This is a genomic window from Enterobacter sp. K16B, assembly GCF_020216105.1.
GTDB classification, from domain to species: domain Bacteria; phylum Pseudomonadota; class Gammaproteobacteria; order Enterobacterales; family Enterobacteriaceae; genus Enterobacter; species Enterobacter sichuanensis.
Window position 1 is genome coordinate 1 of record NZ_JAIWJZ010000038.1, and the last position, 20,138, is coordinate 20,138.

At 58.4% G+C, this 20,138-nt stretch carries 23 protein-coding genes, 1 pseudogene and 1 riboswitch; of the genes and pseudogenes, 1 reads left to right on the forward strand and 23 read right to left on the reverse strand.

Features of this window, described 5'->3' with window-relative positions; all coding sequences use genetic code 11:
• The 20 genes from LDK53_RS09740 to LDK53_RS09835 form a co-directional block, all read right to left on the reverse strand.
• Positions 1–173 (reverse strand): histidine phosphatase family protein (locus tag LDK53_RS09740; protein WP_225286425.1); only part of this gene is annotated, 173 nt, incomplete at its 3' end.
• Positions 174–176: 3 nt separating this feature from the next.
• A complete protein-coding gene (cobS, locus tag LDK53_RS09745; RefSeq protein WP_225286191.1) occupies positions 177–935 on the reverse strand; it encodes an adenosylcobinamide-GDP ribazoletransferase in 759 nt (252 codons plus the stop codon).
• On the reverse strand, positions 926–1,477 hold the full coding sequence (cobU, locus tag LDK53_RS09750; RefSeq protein ID WP_045284666.1) for a bifunctional adenosylcobinamide kinase/adenosylcobinamide-phosphate guanylyltransferase: 552 nt from the start codon (positions 1,475–1,477) through the stop codon (positions 926–928). The genes cobS and cobU overlap by 10 nt, the downstream gene beginning before the upstream one ends.
• A complete protein-coding gene (locus LDK53_RS09755; RefSeq protein WP_225286212.1) occupies positions 1,474–2,997 on the reverse strand; it encodes a cobyric acid synthase in 1,524 nt (507 codons plus the stop codon). The genes cobU and LDK53_RS09755 overlap by 4 nt, the downstream gene beginning before the upstream one ends.
• Complete coding sequence (locus tag LDK53_RS09760; RefSeq protein WP_225286228.1) at positions 2,994–3,812, reverse strand: energy-coupling factor ABC transporter ATP-binding protein; 819 nt, start codon at positions 3,810–3,812, stop codon at positions 2,994–2,996. Before LDK53_RS09760 ends, LDK53_RS09755 begins: the two co-directional genes overlap by 4 nt.
• 11 nt (positions 3,813–3,823) lie before the next feature.
• Positions 3,824–4,501: an energy-coupling factor ABC transporter transmembrane protein gene (locus LDK53_RS09765; protein WP_225286437.1), complete on the reverse strand. Its 678-nt coding sequence runs from the start codon at positions 4,499–4,501 to the stop codon at positions 3,824–3,826.
• The gene (locus tag LDK53_RS09770; protein WP_045284670.1) at positions 4,488–4,769 is read right to left on the reverse strand and encodes an energy-coupling factor ABC transporter substrate-binding protein; all 282 of its coding nucleotides are present in this window, start codon (positions 4,767–4,769) and stop codon (positions 4,488–4,490) included. The genes LDK53_RS09765 and LDK53_RS09770 overlap by 14 nt, the downstream gene beginning before the upstream one ends.
• A gap of 1 nt (position 4,770) precedes the next feature.
• Positions 4,771–5,508: a cobalt ECF transporter S component CbiM gene (cbiM, locus tag LDK53_RS09775; protein ID WP_225286238.1), complete on the reverse strand. Its 738-nt coding sequence runs from the start codon at positions 5,506–5,508 to the stop codon at positions 4,771–4,773.
• Complete coding sequence (locus LDK53_RS09780) at positions 5,508–6,218, reverse strand: cobalt-factor II C(20)-methyltransferase (RefSeq protein WP_025755932.1); 711 nt, start codon at positions 6,216–6,218, stop codon at positions 5,508–5,510. Before LDK53_RS09780 ends, cbiM begins: the two co-directional genes overlap by 1 nt.
• Positions 6,215–7,009 carry a sirohydrochlorin cobaltochelatase gene (gene cbiK, locus LDK53_RS09785; protein WP_225286250.1) on the reverse strand — a complete coding sequence of 265 codons (795 nt, stop codon included), beginning with the start codon at positions 7,007–7,009 and terminating at the stop codon, positions 6,215–6,217. The genes LDK53_RS09780 and cbiK overlap by 4 nt, the downstream gene beginning before the upstream one ends.
• Positions 7,010–7,019: 10 nt before the next feature.
• Entirely contained in the window at positions 7,020–7,805 is a 786-nt protein-coding gene (locus tag LDK53_RS09790) for a cobalt-precorrin-6A reductase (protein ID WP_225286262.1), read from the reverse strand.
• Positions 7,802–8,527 carry a precorrin-3B C(17)-methyltransferase gene (locus tag LDK53_RS09795; protein ID WP_225286275.1) on the reverse strand — a complete coding sequence of 242 codons (726 nt, stop codon included), beginning with the start codon at positions 8,525–8,527 and terminating at the stop codon, positions 7,802–7,804. The genes LDK53_RS09790 and LDK53_RS09795 overlap by 4 nt, the downstream gene beginning before the upstream one ends.
• Entirely contained in the window at positions 8,527–9,582 is a 1,056-nt protein-coding gene (gene cbiG / locus LDK53_RS09800; RefSeq protein WP_094918251.1) for a cobalt-precorrin 5A hydrolase, read from the reverse strand. Before cbiG ends, LDK53_RS09795 begins: the two co-directional genes overlap by 1 nt.
• Positions 9,563–10,336 (reverse strand): cobalt-precorrin-4 methyltransferase, encoded by a 774-nt coding sequence (locus LDK53_RS09805; protein WP_047958201.1) that lies wholly within the window; start codon positions 10,334–10,336, stop codon positions 9,563–9,565. The genes cbiG and LDK53_RS09805 overlap by 20 nt, the downstream gene beginning before the upstream one ends.
• Positions 10,329–10,898, reverse strand: a complete 570-nt coding sequence (locus tag LDK53_RS09810; RefSeq protein WP_059385504.1) for a decarboxylating cobalt-precorrin-6B (C(15))-methyltransferase — start codon at positions 10,896–10,898, stop codon at positions 10,329–10,331. Before LDK53_RS09810 ends, LDK53_RS09805 begins: the two co-directional genes overlap by 8 nt.
• Positions 10,888–11,493, reverse strand: coding sequence for a cobalt-precorrin-7 (C(5))-methyltransferase (locus LDK53_RS09815; RefSeq protein WP_104557299.1), 606 nt, complete (start codon positions 11,491–11,493; stop codon positions 10,888–10,890). The genes LDK53_RS09810 and LDK53_RS09815 overlap by 11 nt, the downstream gene beginning before the upstream one ends.
• Positions 11,487–12,626, reverse strand: coding sequence for a cobalt-precorrin-5B (C(1))-methyltransferase CbiD (gene cbiD / locus LDK53_RS09820; RefSeq protein ID WP_225286292.1), 1,140 nt, complete (start codon positions 12,624–12,626; stop codon positions 11,487–11,489). Before cbiD ends, LDK53_RS09815 begins: the two co-directional genes overlap by 7 nt.
• Positions 12,623–13,255: a cobalt-precorrin-8 methylmutase gene (locus LDK53_RS09825; RefSeq protein ID WP_225286303.1), complete on the reverse strand. Its 633-nt coding sequence runs from the start codon at positions 13,253–13,255 to the stop codon at positions 12,623–12,625. Before LDK53_RS09825 ends, cbiD begins: the two co-directional genes overlap by 4 nt.
• Positions 13,256–13,267: 12 nt before the next feature.
• On the reverse strand, positions 13,268–14,227 hold the full coding sequence (gene cbiB, locus LDK53_RS09830) for an adenosylcobinamide-phosphate synthase CbiB (RefSeq protein ID WP_225286315.1): 960 nt from the start codon (positions 14,225–14,227) through the stop codon (positions 13,268–13,270).
• Positions 14,224–15,603 (reverse strand): cobyrinate a,c-diamide synthase, encoded by a 1,380-nt coding sequence (locus LDK53_RS09835; protein WP_225286324.1) that lies wholly within the window; start codon positions 15,601–15,603, stop codon positions 14,224–14,226. Before LDK53_RS09835 ends, cbiB begins: the two co-directional genes overlap by 4 nt.
• 96 nt (positions 15,604–15,699) lie before the next feature.
• Positions 15,700–15,875, reverse strand: a riboswitch (cobalamin riboswitch).
• A gap of 443 nt (positions 15,876–16,318) precedes the next feature.
• Between LDK53_RS09835 and LDK53_RS09840 the strand changes: the two genes are divergently transcribed.
• On the forward strand, positions 16,319–17,185 hold the full coding sequence (locus tag LDK53_RS09840) for an L-threonine kinase (RefSeq protein WP_225286335.1): 867 nt from the start codon (positions 16,319–16,321) through the stop codon (positions 17,183–17,185).
• Here LDK53_RS09840 and LDK53_RS09845 read toward each other — a convergent pair.
• The 3 genes and pseudogenes from LDK53_RS09845 to cobA all read right to left on the reverse strand — a co-directional run.
• Positions 17,177–17,803: pseudogene (locus LDK53_RS09845) on the reverse strand (bifunctional precorrin-2 dehydrogenase/sirohydrochlorin ferrochelatase); the annotation flags it as partial. The gene LDK53_RS09840 and the pseudogene LDK53_RS09845 sit on opposite strands and share 9 nt — an antisense overlap.
• Positions 17,804–17,827: 24 nt before the next feature.
• On the reverse strand, positions 17,828–18,898 hold the full coding sequence (gene cobD, locus LDK53_RS09850; RefSeq protein ID WP_225286348.1) for a threonine-phosphate decarboxylase CobD: 1,071 nt from the start codon (positions 18,896–18,898) through the stop codon (positions 17,828–17,830).
• Positions 18,899–18,937: 39 nt separating this feature from the next.
• Entirely contained in the window at positions 18,938–19,708 is a 771-nt protein-coding gene (gene cobA, locus LDK53_RS09855) for a uroporphyrinogen-III C-methyltransferase (protein WP_225286359.1), read from the reverse strand.
• Positions 19,709–20,138: the final 430 nt, after the last annotated feature.

Consider the following 20,138-nt stretch of genomic DNA (forward strand, 5'->3'; position numbering starts at 1 on the left):
GCACGCTGCAGCGCGCTGACGCGCGTCTGCCCGAACGCGATCCCGGCCAAAAACCCGGCAACACGCTGGCTTTGCGCAATGCCCTGCGGCGAGAGCGACAAATCGGTACTCCCGTAAAATACACCGCTGAGGTTAGCGGTGGTTTGACCGTGCCGGACCAGAAAAATACGCATACGTCAGACCCACAGAAGCGCCAGAAGGAAGACCATTTCGCCTATCTCCTCCATCGCGCCCAGGGTATCCCCCGTTAGCCCGTTCAGTCGGCGGCTTAAAAACGTCTTTACCGCGTTGACGGCAATCCAGGCGATGATGCTGGCGACAAGCCCCTGCATCCCCGCCATCAGCCCCACGAGCGCTACGCCGATGCAGAGGGTGATGATGGTCTCTTTGCCGCTGATATGGCCGAGATAGGCGTTTGCCATGCCTGCACCTTCACGCGCATAGTGCTGCCGGTACATGGCCAACACCATTCCCGTGCGCCCGACGATCGGCGCACACACCAGCAGTGCAAAGAGGGTATTAACGGGAAGCTGAGCCAGGGAGATCGCCGTAGCGACTTTGATAAGGATGCAGAATACGATGGCCAGACCGCCATAAGTCCCCAACCGGCTATCGCGCATAATCTCCAGCATCCGTTCACGGGTGCGGGCAGAAAAAACGCCATCGCAGGTGTCCGCCAGACCGTCCAGATGAAACCCACCGGTCAGCAGCACCAGCGCCAGCACCCAGGCAACCGCGCCGATGATGATGCCCCCGCCGGTCTGGCTCACCGCCAGATAGCTTACGGCGGCCAGGCCGCCAACGATCAAGCCCACCACGGGGAACCAGGGAACGCCACGGCCATACTGCGAAAATTCAACGCCGTCGCTCCATTTTTGCGGCACCGGTATACGGGTAATAAATCCCAGCGTCGCCCACAACATTTTTAACGACATTTAATCTTTACTCCAATTCCCGAGACAACCAGCCACACGTCCTGCGCCGCCCGCGCCAGCTTTTGGTTCGCGCGCCCGGCAATATCAACAAAATGACGCGCCAGCCGATTCTCTGGCGTGATGCTCATACCCAGCTCATTGGTCACAATATAAACCGGCGCCGCCGACTGCTGACAGGCCGCAATCAGGTCGTCCACCTGCTCTTGCAACACCGCCTCAAGCGCGGAAAAATCGAGGGTTTCTGGCGACGCGCCGCCGCTGGCGTCATAGAGCAGGTTCGACAACAGGGTGGTGACGCATTCCAGAACAACGCCTTCGCCCGGCTGCACCTGGTGGCGAATCACATCGCCCAGATCGCGATACCCTTCCCAGGTTCGCCAGTGCGCAGGACGCTGGGCGCGGTGCTTGTCAACGCGCAGCGCCATCTCTTCATCGGTAATCACTGACGTCGCGATATACAGCACGCGTTCGCACTGTTGCGCCGCCAGTTGTTCGACGTGCGCACTTTTCCCGCTGCGCGCGCCTCCGGTGACTAATATCATGCGACCTCCTCCTGATGCTCCCGCATAATTTGATAGATCTTTTTAATATCAATATGTTCTCGCATCGCGCTCGCCAGGATATCAAACTGTTGCGCTTTATAAGCCGCGTAATCTACCGCAACGTCTAATGGCGCCAGTCCTTTGCGCTGGCGTAAGCCATCCACCATGGCGCGCGTGAACGCATCGTTATCGAATAACCCATGGAGATACGTTCCTATCACCTTCCCGTCAGCGCTGATGGCACCATCGGCTATGTGCGTGCCCCCTTTTTCCAGAAACAGCGCCGGGTCACCGTCGGAGATCAGCCGGGTCTCTCCCATATGAATCTCATAACCCTGCACCTTCATGCCTGATAACGGGGCAAGCCACGTCGGCAGCGCCGACGCCATCCGCCCGGAAACCTGCGTCGTGGTTTTTCGCTGGGCAAAGCGAGTCACGGTATGAAGTAGACCCAGCCCTGGCTGGGTTCCCATTCCCGATTCCACCTCATCAATGATGGTGTCGCCAAGCATCTGGTAGCCGCCGCAAATGCCCATGACGGGCACGTTCTGTTGGTGGGACTGCAGCACCGCGTGCGCCATGCCGCTTTCCCGCAGCCAGGCCAGATCGCCCAGCGTATTTTTACTGCCGGGGAGAATCACGAGGTCAGCCCCCGCCAGCTCCTGGGGAGAGCGAACATAGCGCACGCGAACATCGGGCTGCGCCGCCAGGGCGTTAAAGTCAGTGAAGTTGGAGATATGCGGAACCTGCACCACGGCAATGTCGATATCACGCGGCGCGGTTCGCAGGTATTTTCCCTTTTGCAGCGCCACGCCGTCCTCATCTTCCAGATCCACATCCAGCCACGGCATAACGCCCAACACCGGCACGCCGGTCAGGTTTTCTATCTGTTCAATGCCCGAATAAAGGAGTGCAACATCGCCACGGAATTTATTGATGATGACCCCTTTCACGCGCGCCCGCTCGTGGTCGTGCAGCAGCGCCAGCGTACCGTAGATGGCGGCAAACACGCCGCCTCTGTCAATGTCCGCCACGAGGATCACCGGGCACTGCGCCATTTCGGCCATCCCCATATTGACGATATCGCGATCGCGCAGGTTAATTTCCGCCGGGCTACCCGCGCCTTCCAGCACCAGCACGTCATACTCTCTGGCCAGGCTGTTGTAGACATCACGGATCTGCTCCCGCAGACGCGGTTTGTACGCGTGGTAGCTGACCGCGTCCATATCGGTCGCCACTTGCCCCATCAGCACCACCTGCGCTTTACGGTCACTGGTCGGTTTTAACAACACCGGATTCATCCGTACGTCTGGCGTGATTCCCGCCGCCTGGGCCTGAAAAATCTGCGCGCGGCCCATCTCTTTTCCCTCAGGGGTGATACCGGAATTGAGCGCCATATTCTGCGATTTAAACGGCGCGGTACGCAGGCCATCCTGATAAAAAATCCGGCACAGCCCTGCCACCAGGACGCTTTTACCGACGTCAGAAGCGGTTCCCTGCAACATAATTGCCTGCGTCATGAGGCCTCCTTCATTACGTTTTTTTGTCGCATACGGCTGAAAAATTCATCTTCGGTTTTGCATAACGGCAGGCCAAGTTGCGCATGCAGTTTGACGAGCCAGGGCTGCGTTAATCCGGCCCGTTCAATCAGTTCGCTGCGGGTAAACACCTCGCCCGGCGCACCGTGCGCCAGCACTTCTCCCTGACGCAGCACGTAGACGGCATCGCTGACCTCGTAAATCAGGTCAATATCATGACTGGAGATCACCACGTGGTTCCCCTGCGCCACAATACGTCTGATAATCTCGATCATCTGCGTGCGTCCTGAAGGATCAAGCCCGGCCGTGGGCTCGTCCAGCAGAAGATAGCGCGCCCCCAGTACCAGCGCCCCAGCGATGGCGACTCGCTTCTTTTGCCCATGGCTCAGGCACTGGATCGGCTGCTGACGAAAACGCTGCGCGTCGACCAGCGTCAGCGCATCGTCGACGCGCCGCGCGATCTCCGGCTCCGCCACCCCCAGGTTGCGCAGGCTGAAGGCGATGTCGCTATCAATATCGGTATAAAAGATCTGCTGATCGGGGTCCTGAAACACCGTTGCGACCTGTTGACGGAGCGCCAGCAGTCCGCGTTTGCTGTAGTCCAGCGGCTTCCCCTGCCACAGAACCGCCCCCTGCTGCGGCCTCAGCAGGCCGCTCAGGTTCATAAATAACGTCGACTTTCCGCAACCGTTAGCCCCGACCAGCCCGGTGACGGCATGGGTCGAAAAATCCAGCGTCAGCCCTTTAAGTACCTGCGCCTCCTGATAGCGAAACCAGAGATTGGCGGTGGTCAGCATGGTGTGATTCCTTACAGGGGAAAATCACCCTGGTAGAGTTTAATATCCAGCGTGGTCGCCATCTGCTGATAGCGAATCAACACCCGGGTAAACAGCAAACCGACCAGCATCGCCAGAGAGCGATAGCATTTTGGCAGGCTGCGATAGCCAAAACGCAGGGTCTGCGCGCGATGAATCGCCAGCGCTTCGTCCAGCAAAATAAAAATAAAGCGCCAGGTCAGCAGAATCTGTTCGGTAAGCAGACGCGGCGCGCGCGCCCGCTTAAGCAGTACGATCAGCTGCGGAAACGGCAAGTTCAGTACCAGCCAGAACGTCGCCGCCAGCGCGGCAAGGCTGCGCCAGAAGGTTTCACTGGCGGCGGTCATCCCGGAAACGGTGATCCCCAGCCAGTAGTGCCCCACGGGGACGCTAACCGCCAGCGTGTGCGGGTCTCGGGTGACGCTAAAGAGGATCGTCAGTACCCCGACCAGCAGAAAGCCAAACGGCAACGCCATCCAGCGGCACCAGCGCCAGAAGCTCATACGCAGCAGCCAGCAGGTCAGTCCCGCAGTCAACGCCAGTACGATCCCCTGTCCCAGCGGCGGCAGCACAAACGCCAGCATCATCAGCGCCAGCCAGAGCAGAAACTTGCGTTCCGGCGCAACGTGAGCCCAGCGGCTCTGGTAGCTAAGCCTGTCAAGCCCGGTCATCACGGCGCTGTCTGCCTTTCGTGTAGCCCAAAATATAGAAAATCACCGCTGCGCCAATGGAGCCCTGGAGCGTAAACAGCAGGCTTTCAATTTCGCCGCTGGCGGGTTCATAGAGCGGCGTGAACCATGGCGTGTACTGCGGTGCCACCACCTGGATTTGATTTTCGGCTTCACCATCCGAGCCGCCAAATTCCCCCCCGTGATCGATAAAAAATGGCAGTACGATCAGGGCAAGCACCATCGCCAACAGCATCAGCGTTTTTTTCATCTCAGTATCCTTGCGCGGTAATCAGCTGACGTTTGGTCAACTGGTCATAAATCATGACGGTTAACAATCCCTCTGCGATGGCGATGGGGATCTGCGTCAGGCAGAAAATGCCCATGAATTTCACCATCGAGCCCGTGGTACCCGTCACCGGGTCCGGGAACGCCGCGCCAAGCTGAACCGAAGTCACAAAATAAGTCACCAGATCCGCCAGCATCGCGCACAAAAATGCCCCGACATCACGACGGAGCCCGGCACGGCAGGCCATCTTCCACACCATATACCCGACAACCGGCCCAATCACCGCCATCGACATGCCGTTCGCGCCAAGCGTGGTCAAACCGCCGTGTGCCAGCAGCAGCGCCTGAAACAACAGCACGATGGCGCCGAGGATAGCGACGACCCCAGGCCCGAACAGAATCACGGCGAGTCCCACGCCGGTGGGGTGCGAACAACTGCCGGTTACCGATGGGATCTTCAGTGCCGACAGCACGAAAATAAATGCCCCGCACAGCGCCAGCAGGACTTTCTGGTGGCTATCCTCCTGCACGATACGGCGCAAGCGCACCAGTCCGTACCACAAACACGGTAAGAAGAGCAGCCACCACGCCAGCGCCCACATCGGCGGTAAAAACCCTTCCATGATGTGCATTGCGAACGCCTGCTCCGGCACCACCATCAGCAATAGCGCCGCCGCCAGGCCACCAAATGACAGCTGTTTAAGCTGTTGTTCGAGTTTCATTACGCATACTCCCACTGTTTGTTGACCAGAATGGTCGAGAAATAGGGTAACGGCTGGTCATCAGCAACCTCATCCAGATGCCGCCAGCACTGCTCGCCAGGGAGCGTGGCCTCTGACATCATCAGTGCGCAATTCAGCAGCCCGGCCTGCGCCAGCAGCGCTTTGATGCGCGCAAACCGGCCATACACCTTCATCAGCACCAGACTGTCGTGCTGCTGCAGCGCCTGTGCAATCTCCGCTTCCGGCGCGGTACAGGCGATCACCGCCAGCGACTGCTGTTCCATCGCCAGCGGCGTTTTGGACCGCGCGGCAATCGCGGCAAACGACGTCACCCCGGGCACAATTTCCAGCCAGTCCGGATTGCCGATGCGTCGCAGTAAGAACACCCAGGTGCTGAACAGCATGGCGTCGCCCAGGGTGATAAAGCCAACCTGTTTTCCGTCGTTCACCGCCCTGACTAACGCGTCGGCCACCTCATCCCACACCGCCTCTTTTTCAGCATCGTCGGCGCTCATGGGAAAGTGGCAGCAGCGGATGTCGGTCTGTTGGCCGATAAACGGCCGGACGATAGAGAGCGCCAGGCTATCGCCGCCTTTGCGGCCGGCCGGGGCATAGAGAATATCCAGCGAACCGAGGATCCGTGAGGCGCGCACGGTGATAAGGTCAGACGCGCCCGGCCCGGTACTCAGGGCGTACAGTTTGCCGCTCATGCTGCCTCCTCCATCGCGACGCTCAGCGCCTGCTGCAGATGGGCGACGAACATCGCGCGCACCGCCAGGTTTTCTCCCAGCCCGCTCAGCCACGGCGTCGCCGCGATCCCGGCTGCGTTAAACAACGTCTTCCAGGAATCCTCGGCATCAGAGGCCATATCATTAATGGCGTGATCGCCTGCCACCAGCATCAGCGGCATCAGATGCACGGCGGTGACGCCCTCTTTAGCGAGGCTCTCAATCAGGATGTCGACTTCCGGGTAGCTCTCCACCGCGCCGACGCGGGCAGGGAAACCCTGGACCATCATCATGTGGTCAAGGCAGGCATAGGCCGCAAAGGCGTGATGGCTGGCGCCGTGGCCCATAAACACCACTTTTTCCGTAGCCCCAAGCGCTGGCATCTGCTGTTGCAATGCGCGTATCAGCTGCGCGTAATCGTCGTGGCTGCTCAGGAGCGGTACCCCCAGCGTCAGGCGGGTGAACAGCGGGCGCAGGCTCTGCACTTCACGGACGATTTTCTCGTACTCATCGCCGTTGATGATATGCAGGGACTGAATCGCCACATCCTGATATCCCTGAGCCGCAAGCTTTTTCAGCGCCTGCAGCGGCGTATCGATCTCAATGCCGTCACGCTGTTTCAGCTTGCGAATAATCATCCCGGAGGTGAATGCCCGAAACAGCTCACGGTCAGGGCAGCTTTCCGCCAGCGCACGCTCGCAGGCCACAATGTTCTTCTCGCAGGTATCGTGGTAGCTGGTACCAAAGCTGACCACCAGAAGCGCCTTTTTCATCACTATCTCCTTAAGCAACGGCCATCCAACGCGCTAAACGCCCGGCGAATGCGGCCTGACTTTCCAGTAACTCATCTCCCGTCACCAGCGGTGCCGGGCGTGTAATCACGATGCAGGGAATGCCCGCATCCAGACAGGGTTGAACCTTTTCCCGATAACCACCTTCCGCCCCGGACGCTTTGGTTATCATCACGTCAGCCCGGCACTGACGATAAAACGCCGCGTTAAACTCAGCGCTGAATGGTCCGCACAGAGCGAAAATCTCGGAAACACCAAAGCCAAGCCCGGCGCATTGCTCAAGGATCTCGGGCACCGGCAGTACCCGGGCCAGCAGCGTTTTCTCCGGCAGCGCGGTACGCCAGCGCGCCAGATCTTTACTCCCGGTAGTCAGCAGCACGCGTTCACCAAGACGCCGCGCGATGTCGCAGGCCTCTTCAATTCCCGGCACGCTGTAGAGCAGCGGATGCGTCAGCTCGCTAAGCTGTTCAGGGCGCTGATAGCGGCTAAGCAACACGCCCACCGTTTCACAGGCCGTCAGGATGTTGCGGCTGACCACCTCAGCGTAGGGATGCGAAGCGTCAATCACCCAGCGGGTCCTGTTTTCCGTAAGCCAGTCAACCATCTGTTGCGGCTCCAGACGACCACAGCGCACGCGCCCCTTAACGTCGCCCGCCAGCCGCTGCCCGGTGGGCGTCGCCACCGACAGGGTGTAGGCCACGCCAGCCGCATCCAGCTGGTGGCAGATCGCGCGGGCATCGCTGGTGCCCCCCATGACCAGCACGTCGCCATATTTCACAGCACATAACCCCGCGGTGTGATCATCAGCCCCTCCTGCACATACGTGGCTTTATTTCCGACAATCACCAGACTCGTCATATCGACCGGCTCAAAGTCCATGTCACCCAGCGTGGTTAGCCACTTCTCCTGCTTTTTACGCCCGGCAGATTTCACTACCCCTACCGGCGTTTGCGGACTTTTACTGGCGCGCAGCAGCTCAAATGCGCGTGCCAGATGGCCCTCGCGACCCCGACTGCGCGGGTTATAGAAACAGATGACAAAGTCCGCTTCTGCCGCGGCGACAATGCGTTTTTCGATGACGGGCCACGGCGTCAGCAGATCGCTTAAGCTGATGTGGCAAAAATCGTGCATCAGCGGTGCGCCAAGCAGAGAGGCGGCGGCGATACTGGCCGTCATCCCGGGGATCAGGCGAACCTCAACGTCCAGTTTCTGTTTGCTGACCAGCTCCAGCACCAGCCCCGCCATGCCATAAATACCGGCGTCGCCGCTGCTGATAAGCGCGACATTATGCCCGGCCTGCGCCAGCTCAATCGCCGCCTGGCAGCGTTCAATCTCCTTACACATACCGGTTTTGATGACCTGTTTGTCGCCCGTGAACGCCTTCACCAGATGGGTGTAGGTTTTGTAGCCAACGATGATTTCTGCCGCCTGTAACGCGTCTACGGCTTCCATGGTCATCATGGCCTGCGAGCCCGGGCCGATTCCAATTACGCTTAACATCAGTGTGAAACTCCCAAAGTGATAGTGACGCCCTGTTCGCGCAGGGTTTCTCCTCGTAGTTGCCCATGGCTCAGCAGCCACGCTGCCGGACCCGAGACGCTCCCCACCCCAACCGTCTGGCGTACAAAGGGTGAGGCCGCAAAGCGATGTTCGTGCTCACGCAGCGCGTCAGCGGTAAAGGTTTCAAAAGGAACACGCCAGCAGGCGGCAAGCTGAAGCAGGCCCGCTTCGTCTTTTTTAAGGGAGACGCTGCCAATCGCTTTCAGCGCCAGCGGATCGAACTGCTGCGCCTCAAGCTGACGCGCCAGCAGCGTCGCCAGTAGCGAATACGGCGTGTTGCGTCGACAGCCGATGCCTGCCACAACCCGCTGCGGGACCAGCTTCCAGTGCGGCAGCGGCAGTTCCGGCAACGTATTTCGCAACGTAATACACACCAGCGCATCCAGTTCAGGGAGGTGCTGCAGGTCGCTCACGGTAATAAATCCGCGCCGATCGCACTGACTGACGTCGCTATCGAGTTCGACATCCCACCACAGCCCTACCCGCTGGTGGCTCACCAGCATCTGGTTGACGATTTTTACCGTCGTTCGGAAATCGCGCATTCGGGCATTGAGCTGAATGGCAAGGGTATCCAGCGCGGCCATCTCGTTGACGTCCGTGGCGGTGGTTATCACCGGGTCAGCCCCCAGAATTCCCGCCAGGTAGCGAGTCAGCGCATTCGCGCCGCCGGCATGGCCGGAAAGCAGGCTAATCACGTGCTGCCCACGCTCATCGATCACCACCACCGCCGGGTCGCTCAGTTTGTCGTCGATCAAAGGCGCCAGGACGCGAACCGCAATGCCGGTTGCGCCGATAAAAATCAGCGCCGGGTAGTGCGTGAACGCCTCGCGAAGCGCCGGGGCAAAGCCGCCGTTGAAGGAGACAAAGCCCTCTTCCTGCAAATGCTCGCTGGCAAAGCAGGTTACCGGCAGCATCAATGCCAGGCGTTTCGCCAGCTGCACGCCACCCGGCGTCAGACAAAACAGCGCGATGGACTCAGGCCTGGCGGTATTCATGGCTAAAATCCGCAGCATAGAGTTTTGAGTAGTGATACTCCTCGCCCAGGAACTTCCCGACCAGAATGAGCGCCGTTTTGCGGATCCCCGCCTCGCGTACCTTGTCGGCGATATCCGCCAGCGTGCCGCGTACGGTGTGGCTTTCCGGCCAGGTCGCTTTATAAATGACGGCAACGGGCGTGGTGTCCGGGTAGCCACCTTCTATCAGACGTTCCGCCACCCGGTGAATCCGCTGGACCGAGAGATAAATCGCCATGGAGGTCTGATGGCTGGCAAATGACTCCAGCTGTTCACGCGCCGGTACCGGCGTACGGCCTTCGAGGCGGGTAATAATCAGGCTCTGTGAGACTTCGGGAACGGTGTATTCGACCCCAAGCTCCGCCGCGGCGCCGAGGAAGGCGCTGACGCCGGGCACCACCTGCCAGGCGATGCCGCGTTTGGTCAGCTCTTCGCCCTGCTCACGGACGGAACCGTAGAGCGAGACATCACCGGTTTGTAAACGTACCACCGTTTTTCCGGCCTTCACGCCTGCCGCCATCAGGTCAAGGATCTGTTCTAAATGGAGTTCCGCGCTGTCGTGGCATTCGGCCTCCTGCGGGCAATAGGCCAACAGTTCGGTATTGATAAGCGAGCCGGCATAGATAACCACCTGCGCCTGCTGCAGCAGCCGATATCCCTTGAGCGTGATGAGCTCACGATCGCCGGGACCTGCACCGACAAACCACACACAACGGGAATCAAACGTCTCAGACATGGTGTTCTTCCTTCTGACAGGCGATAACATAAACAGGATTATTCGGTTTGAAATAGTGGCCGCTGCCGAGCGGGGTCAGCGCGGAGCTCTGCATTTGCAGGCAATCAATGTCCTGCACGCCGATCTGCTGCAAATGGGTCAGCGCGGTGGTGAGGTTTTCCATCAGGATAAACGTCATGACCAGACGTCCGCCTGGATGTAACTGGCGCATGGACCAGTCAATAAGCGATGTCAGATGGCCACCGCTGCCGCCCATAAATACCGCATCGGCCTTATCCGCCACCGGTAACGGTGCAACGCCCGGCAAAATCGTGATATTGCGACAGGCAAAATGCTGGCAATTTTCCGCAAGCAGTTGCAGAGCCGCAGGGTTACGCTCAATGGCCGTGACGCGCAGAGAGGGAAACAGCAGCGCAGCCTCTATCGACACGCTCCCGGTCCCCGCGCCTACATCAATCAGATGGCTGACGCGGTGCAGCTCCAGTTTCGCGAGGGCAAGCGCGCGTACCGCCTCTTTGGTCATCGGCACCGTTTCGCCGCGCAGAAACAGTTCATCTTTCATCGAGGATCACCAAAGCATTCATCTCATAGTCGGCACTGACCTCACTGACGGGAAGCCAGTGGATCCGTTCGTTTGCCATCGCCAGGTTTTCACCAATCACCATCCAGCGATGCCCCTTACCGCGTGCGACCAGCTGCGCGGCAATCTCTTTCGGCCCGCACTGGCTATCGGTGACCATCGCCACTTTGCGATGCCGTACCAGTTCATCAATATTCACGCTGCGACCATGGCTGCTGGTGAGCCATATCTCATTCATATCAATGCCCGCCTGCGCGCACAGGTACTGCACCGCGCTGATGCCGGGAATCACGCGCACGCGCGCAATACCAAAATGCGCCACCATCCGCGATCCGATGCCGTAAAACAGCGGATCGCCGGAGGCGACAATCACCACCTTTTTCTCCTGACGCGCCTCAACCCAGGCCAGCAGCTCCGGAATGTTGGCGCCGAGGACAAACGTCTCGCCGCCAAACGCCGGAAACGCCTGCAGGTGGCGTTTTCCGCCAACCAGCGCATCGGCGCGCTCAACGGCGTCTCGCGCAGCGGGCGTCATCAGGGACAGTCCCGCTGGCCCCATTCCCACGACCGTTAACATTGCAGCTCCCGGGCTATCGCCTCGACCGGGCGGTTGCTGCCCAGCACCTGGTTATCAAAAGAAAACAGAATGGCGTCACAGGCCGGCGGATTTTTGGTAAAGCGCAGCATCTGCATCACGCGCAGGCAGATACGTTCGGCAAGGTGGCTGTAAAGAACCTGAAAACCCCAGGTTTCGATATGTTCCATCGCCGCTTCGGTGGTATCGCAATCGCTGACGGTGGTCAGTAATTCCAGCGGCGCGCCGAGTAGCGCCAGATGCGCCACCAGCGTTTCCATGCGTGCATCAGCAATATGGCTGTGGGTGTGGAAAATCCCGGCGGCAACTTTGATCAGTTTGCCAGGATGGCCGACCAGCACTATCTGGCGAAATCCCAGCCGCACCGCCTCTTCGATCATGTAGCCGACAAAATTGCTCATGGTGACCACGACATCTTCATCGATGCCCATCTGCTCACGCACAAAACGCTCGCCATGATTGCCCGGTACCAGCACAACCCGTTCCAGCCCGGCCGCGCGTTTAATCTCCAGATCAAGAGAAAGCGATCGTTTCCAGCTCTCCTCTGACATCGGAGTCACAATGCCAGTTGTGCCGATGATCGAAATGCCGCCCAGGATCCCGAGGCGTGAGTTGTAGGTTTTCCGGGCCCGTTCTTCCCCTTCAGGCGCAAAAATTGTTATGTCGGCCCCGCGGGTCGGGCCAATCGCCTCACGCACCGCGGCTTCAATGGTGTGACGCGGTGTGCGGTTGATCGCCGCGCTGCCGAGGGGCAGGCCAATGCCTTTGCGCGTCACGGTCCCCACGCCTTCGCCGCCCGCCAGCGTAATCTCGCCGCTGTCGTTGAGCGTCACGCGGGCGAAAATCAGCATGCCGTGCGTGGCATCGACGTCATCACCGCCGTCTTTGCGGATGGCGGCAATCGCCTGCTGTCCTTCAATGTGCGGCGATTCCACGTTCAGACACAGCGTAACGCCGGAGGGCGTGACAATGGAGACCTGATGAATGAGGTGCTGGCGCAGCACCATCAGCGCGGCGACTTTCGCTGCCGCGGTCGCGCAGGAACCGGTGGTGTAGCCTTTGCGTAACGCCTTCCCGTTATGCCATACCGGGGCATCGAAGGTTGAATCGCTCATCGCGCCCCCTGCAGGTAATAGAGCATGGCGTTCACAATCGCTGCTGCCACATTGCTGCCGCCTTTGCGCCCGAGTGCCGCAATAGCGGGCAAATGGCTGTGCGTCAGCGCCTCTTTCGATTCCGCCGCCCCCACAAACCCCACCGGGACGCCCACCACGCCGCTGACGACAACATCATGCTCAAGCAGGCGAAACAGTGCCGTTGGCGCATTGCCAAAGACGAAGATCTTCTCACTCCCTTCCGTCACCGCGATATCAACGGCCGCCATCGAGCGGGTGATTCCCTGTGCTTTTGCCTGTGCTACCACCCGCGGGTCGCTGATATAGCAACGACATTCGCCCCCGAATGTGGCCAGCAGCGTTTTGTTGATCCCGGAGAGCGCCATCGTGGTATCGGTATAGATGACGGAGGGGCGACGGAGCGCCGCGCAAAGCTGCTCTATGGCGTCATCTGAAAACCAGAGAATATCCAGCCAGTCAAAATCTGCAGTGGTATGGATTACCCGCTTGACGATCGCCTCATGCAGCGGGCTGGCGAACCGGTACTCCGGCCGCGTTTCGCGAATGATCTCGCCAATGATGTCGAAACTTTTGGCTTCAATCGCCTGGGGTTGCTGGATGTATTGCATTGTCTCTTGTCCTCAGGTCACGCCAACCGTCAGCCAGCGAGCTGCGATAAACAGCACCAGCGCCAGGGTGGAGGAAACCCACATCAGTCGAATCGTTCGGGAAATGTCGTCTACCGCAATCGGGCGCAGCGCGTCGCCAATCCAGGGCTTTTCCACGCGCTGGCCAAAATAGGTGTTGGGTCCGCCAAGCCGGACGCCCAGCGCGCCGGCAACCGTCGCTTCAGCCCACGCGCAGTTGGGGCTGCTGTGGTTGTAGCGGTCGCGCCAGCCGACACGCAGCGCGCGGGAGGGTCCCTCGCGGCATAGCCACGCCGCAATGCTCAGCAAGAGCCAGCTCAGGCGCGCGGGAATTGCGTTCGCCACGTCATCCATACGGGCGCTGACCATGCCGATCGCGCGGTATTTTTCGTGCCTGTAGCCCACCATTGAATCGAGGGTATTCACCGCTTTATAGGCCATCGCCAGCGGCGCACCGCCCAGCAGAAGGAAAAACAGCGGGGCGATAATGCCGTCGACCGTGTTCTCCGCGACGGTCTCCACCACCGCCCGGTTGATCTGTTCCGGCTGAAGCTGAGAGGTATCGCGCCCCACTATCCAGGAGAGTTTTTCGCGGCTTTCATCAAGGTCGCCCGCTTGCAAAGGGCGTTGAACGTCCCGTGCGGCGTTTGCCAGACTGCGTCCGGCCAGCACGGTAAAAATCATCCACACTTCAATGGCCCAGCCCAGCCAGGGATGCACCATCCGTCCGAGCGTCAGCACGCCCCAGGCCACGCCCCAGGTCAGCCCCACCACCGCCAGCCACATTACGCCGCCGCCAATGCGTAACGCCGCGTCACTATGGCAGCAGTGGCGTATGCCGCGCTGCACCGCATTAATCAGGTTGCCTATCCAGCGCACCGGATGCGGCCAGTTTTGTGGGTCGCCGATGATGACATCGAGCAGCCACGCGACGCACCATGCCAGCAGAGTCATCGCGCCCCCCTCGCCGCCGCCAGCCAGCGGCTGAGCATCATGGGACGTTGGGCAAAGTGGAGGTGCAGGTAGCTTGCGAACGTGTTGCCAACCTGCCAGCCGCCCGCCCATTCCTGCATCGTCACGCCATCGCGCACTTTTCGGCACGCCAGCACCGCTGGGGTATCGGGGAAGAAGTCGGAATAGTGGAATTCATGCCCACGCAGCACCTCCCCGCCATCGGCCAGCAGCGTGGGCTGGCGCGCCTGCGCCTCACAATAGCCAAAACGGGTCAGCCGTTTACCCATCCGGCTGTGGCCGGGGAGAATGTCGGCCATCCGGTGGGTCACCCCCTCGCTATCTTCCAGCGCGCTGCCGAGATACATCAGCCCGCCACACTCGGCGTAGATCGCCACGCCGCGCCGGTGTGCCTCCTGCAGGCTGGCGAGCATTGTGGTGTTTTCCGCAAGCCGTGCCGCATAAAGCTCCGGGTAACCGCCCCCGAGCCAGACCATCTGGCAGTCAGGTAAACGGCTCTCCCGGAGCGGACTAAAGCGGATTATCTCGACCCCGGTACGTTCGAGCAGCATGATGTTATCCGGGTAATAGAAGTTGAAGGCGTCGTCGTCAGCCATCGCGAGCGTTAACCCGCACCCGGCGTCCCCATCAGGCAGCGCAGGCCAGGCACCCTGCGGCAGCGACGCCATCTGGCTGAGTGCGAGAAGTTGTTCGATATCCAGCGTACGTTCGAGAAGGGCGGCAAAATTCTGCCAGGTCTGCGAGTCCGCAACCGACTCCCGGGCGGTGACCAATCCGAGATGGCGCTCGGGTAAACCGACACCCTCAACGCGAGGCACATAACCCAGGACGGGTACCGTGCAGTAGTGTTCAATTGCCGCTTTGAGCAACTGATAATGTGATTCGCTGTTAACCCAATTAACAATCACCCCGGCAATATTGAGGGTGGGATCGAATCGCTGAAAACCCATTACGGTCGCGGCAATCGACGTAGAAACCGCCTTGCCGTCTACCAGCAGAATCACCGGACAGCCCAGCTGTTTTGCCATCGCGGCGGTGCTGCAATAATTCGGATCGGTGCCGTAGCCGTCATACAGCCCCATCACGCCTTCAATGACCGCGATATCCGCCTGCTGCATATGCTCGCAAAACAGCGCGTTGAGGATCGGTTCAGGCAGCATGAAGCTGTCGAGGTTGCGGGAGGCGGTACCGCTGACTTTGGTATGCCAGCCGGTATCAAGATAGTCAGGGCCCACTTTGTACGGCTGGACGCGTAACTCACGCTGTTTTAACAGACTCAACAGGCCAAGCGTCACCGTGGTTTTACCACAACCGCTTCCTGTACCTGCCAGAACAAACGCGTACTGCTTTGGCTCCATGACCCTGATCCTGTTCAGGGTGGATGGGTGGTATAGATACACGTCGCCCCAGTCTTTCGACTGTATGCATCAGTACAACCCACTTCCCACCGAAGTTGTTGAACGTTCCCGACAGGCAGGTCTTCTGGCTTAGCGTCCTCCTCGCCCGTCCTTCCCAATCTCACGATCAGTGGTCATTACGGGGTCGTCAGCATCACAGCAGCGGGGGCTGCGGGGGATTGTCACCCCCTTCCCTGCCACAAATGTGGCAAACCTGTCGGCTTACATTATGAGAAAGAAAACAGCAATGCTATTTACGGCGTTTCAATTCACCTTAGGTAATTACTTAACCGTAAAAAAAATACCTGCTGAGTAAAACGTGGCATCAGAGTAATTGACGCCTTTCTCAATAACTCAACGTTTTATCACAAAAAATAAAAAGCAAAGATAATTACGCTTAAAATCTCTATATTTATTGCGCTATGACAAGTTATTGCATCACTTGATATTTTTTCATTTTATCGTGATCAAAATTCATTAAGATATTAAAAACTGGCAATACCATAATATGGCTATTAAACGTAAGCCCGTGCGATTTTATTGATGCATTACGCGTTCAGCGGGATCGCAGAATAATATGTAGGTTATCCAGAAAGGGAATTTGCGGTATATCAAGGTAAGAGGAATATCCTCATGACACTATGTTTCAGAAATGACTGATCAGAAAGGTGAGAACGTGGCTGTTGCGCAATGCCCCGCGTCGTGCGGTGAGCTTATCCAGGGCTGGATTTTGGGCAGTGAAAAGCTGGTCTCCTGCCCTGTCGAATGGTACAGCACTGTTGAGGTGAGCCACGGCTCACCTCTGGCGGATGAACGCCCGCTGTCGCGCGCGATGGTTGAACGGGTATTGCAGTACTGGCACTACCCGGCGCAGTTGAGCCAGGAGATTCGCATTCATGTGCATTCGACCATCCCGATTGCCAAAGGGATGGCCAGCAGCACCGCAGATATTGCCGCCACCGCCGTCGCCACCGCCCACCATCTGGGGCATCAGCTCGACGAAAGCGCGCTGGCAACGCTTTGCGTTTCGCTCGAACCCACCGACAGTACCGTGTTTCGCCAGTTAACCCTTTTCGATCATAACGACGCCTCTACCCAAATTCCCTGCGACGCCCAGCCCACTCTCGACCTGCTTGTTCTGGAAAGTCCGCAAACGCTGCGCACGGCAGATTACCACCGCATCCCGCGTCAGGCTGGGCTACATGCCGGTGCGCCAGCGCTGAAACGCGCATGGGAAAAGGTACAGGAAGCCTGTATGACGCAAAGCCCTTACCGGCTGGGCGAAGCGGCCACCCTCAGCGCCATCGCCAGCCAGACGCTGTTGCCAAAACCGGATTTTGACGCTCTGCTCTCACTGGTGGAGGAGTGCGGTATCTACGGGGTCAACGTGGCGCACAGCGGCAGCGTCGTGGGGCTGATGCTGGACAGAAATAAAGACGATGTCGATTATGTGAAATGGCTGTTAGCGAAAAAACAGCTCACCCGCCATTGGCCTGAACAACACCTGCTACAGATGGTAAAAGGCGGCGTGACGCTACTCTGAGAGCAACCTGTGCTGAATGAGCCACTCCACCTGCTGCCTGACCTCGTGTTCGTGTTCCTGCGCTAAGGCCTGTTGCAGCGGAACATGCCGGAAGAACGCGGCCCAAAATGCACGCTTGCGCTCCCGGTCACTGCACACACCGTTTACCCTTTCACGAAGCGCTCCCGCCAGCCGCACGCTTTTCTGCATACCCGGAGGAAGATGCGCGGCGACATGCGCTTTGAGGATCTTACTGTACACCGGCGCGTTGCCCCCGCAGCTGAGCGCAATAATAACCGGTGAATGGTCAATAATGGCCGGTGAAATAAAGGTGGCAGCAGAAAGGTCGTCTGTGACATTGCAAAACAGATGCCTCGCGCTGGCGGCCCCGGCGACCTGACGGTTCACCTGCGGATCGCTGGTCGCGGCGATGACCAGCCAGCAGGCGTGCAGATACTGCGGCGCAAACGTTGCCGGGAACCATTCGATGTCACCGCACGCGTGCAGGCCGGCAAGTTCTGGCGTCAGGGTGGGCGCAACCAGACGCAGCACTGCCCCGGCTGCCAGCAAACTCTTCGCCTTATGCGTCGCCACCTGCCCGCCACCGACGATCAGGCAGCGTTTACCCTTCAGGTTGCAAAAATCGGGAAATAGTCCATCGCCTTAGCCTTCTAAAACCTGACTCAGCGCGGCAATAAACCGGCGGTTCTCCGCTTCGGTACGCACGGCAATTCTATAGTAGTCACGATCGAGCCCTGGGTAGTTTTCACAGTGGCGGATAAGGATGTGATGGCCGAGCAGCGCTGCCTTCAGGTTGAACCCCTGACGCAGGCAGCGGAAGAAAATAAAATTGGCTTGCGGCTCCCAGACCACCAGCGATGAAAAGCGCGTCATCGCCTGCAACAGGAAATCCCGCTCCCGGGCGATACAGGCATGGCTGCGAGAAATATAGTCCTCATCCAGTAACAAATGCTGCCCCACCAGCGCCGATAACGCATTCACGGACCAGGGTTCACGGGTGCGTTTCATCTGGCGAATAGTGTGCGTATTTCCGCTCAGCAGATATCCCAGGCGCAGTCCGGGAATGGCAAAAAACTTGGTCAGGGAACGCAGCAGGTAAAGATAGCGTGACTCAGCCAGCCGTGGGGCCAGCGTCGAGCCCTGCGGCATAAAATCGATGAATGCTTCATCAACAATCAGCGCAATCTGCAGCGCTTCGCACAGCGAGGCCAGCCGGTCGAGTAGATCGGCATCAGGCATTAACCCGGTAGGGTTGTTTGGGGTCGCGATGAACAGGCAATCGGGCCGGTGCGCGCGAACGGCGTCCAGTAGGGAACAATCCACCTGGAACCCGTTCGACTCACTCAGTACATAATCGATTATCTGGCATCCCTGCTGCTGCAATGCGCGGCGATACTCGGCAAACCCCGGCACCAGCAGCATTGCCCGGCGGGGGGCAAGCGTTCGCACCAGGCCATAGATCAACTCCGTTTCGCCATTCCCGGCAATCGTCTGGTCATACTCACACCGACTGGCGCTGGCCAGTGCCTGGTGAAGATGGCGGTATTCAACGTCCGGATACTGCATGATGATATCCAGATGGGACACAATGAGCGACCTGACGCGCTCGGGTAGCCCTAACGGATTGATGTTCGCGCTAAAGTCCAACAGTAACCCGGGATCGATCCCCAACTGCAGCCCCGTTTCCAGAACGTTACCACCATGCTCACTCATTCGTTTCACTCGGCTATTTCGTTAGATGTGAGGATAACATCAGACAGCAACCTCATTCAGCGCAAGATGTGATGCGGTAAACGCCAGTATCTCCTGCAGGTTGACGACCTCACCGACGACAATAAGCGCAGGGGCATGCAGTTTTTGACGTTCAACCTCAAGATGGATATCGGTCAGCGTACCTTTGGCGATCTGCTGACGAGACTGGCTTGCATACATCACCACCGCCACCGGCGTCGCAGCGGACATGCCTCCCTCGATCAGCTGCTGGCAGATTTCCGTCAGCCGGGTCATTCCCATCAAAACGATCAGCGTTCCGTTGATTTTCGCCAGCGCATGCCAGTTTTGCGGGTCGTTCCCCTGGCACATATGACCGGTCACAATATGAAAACTGGAGGCGTAATGACGGTGCGTGACCGGGATCCCGGCATAGGCCAGCCCGCCAATCGCAGAACTGATCCCCGGCACAATTTCGAACGACAGGCCGTCTTTCGCCAGCTGCTCGGCCTCTTCACCCCCGCGACCAAAAACGTAAGGGTCCCCGCCTTTCAGGCGCACCACCTGCCGTCCCTCCCCGGCATGCCTGACCAGCAGGGCATTGATTTGTTCCTGAGGAACCGGATGATGGCTCGGGGTTTTACCGACATCAATAATCAAACAGCCTGCCGGAGCCTGCGCCAGGAGTTCGGGGTTAACCAGGCGATCGTGGACAATCACTTCCGCGTGGCGGATACAGTGCAGACCTTTTACCGTTATCAAAGACGCATCGCCAGGCCCTGCCCCTACAAGCCAAACTTTCCCTTTACTCATCATTATATCCTCAGATTAAATATTCAAAGACGCAAGAAAACGGATAATTAAAATTAGCGCTGAATTATATATCCCCTCCACAGGTCAAAAAGTTGATGTGTTTATCACTCTCTCTTAATTGTACGAATGGTATTTATGACCAATATCAATAAAACCGCGAATAACGTCCCCGCCCTGCCCGCACGACAATATCGCGATGCCTGTTACGCTTAAAAACAATATTAAACGCCCTCAGCAATAAAACAGGCGCGCGATCACAAATATTACATTGGTTTTGTCAGCAACGTTTACAGATAAATATCAAAGCAATAATAAGCCACACGCAACACCTTGATTTAACAGACTTTATAATAACAAGACATCACCATCATCGTTTTGGGAAGGATTTTTTGAAAATAGATCAATTGCTTCCCTTTCCTCTTCCAAACAC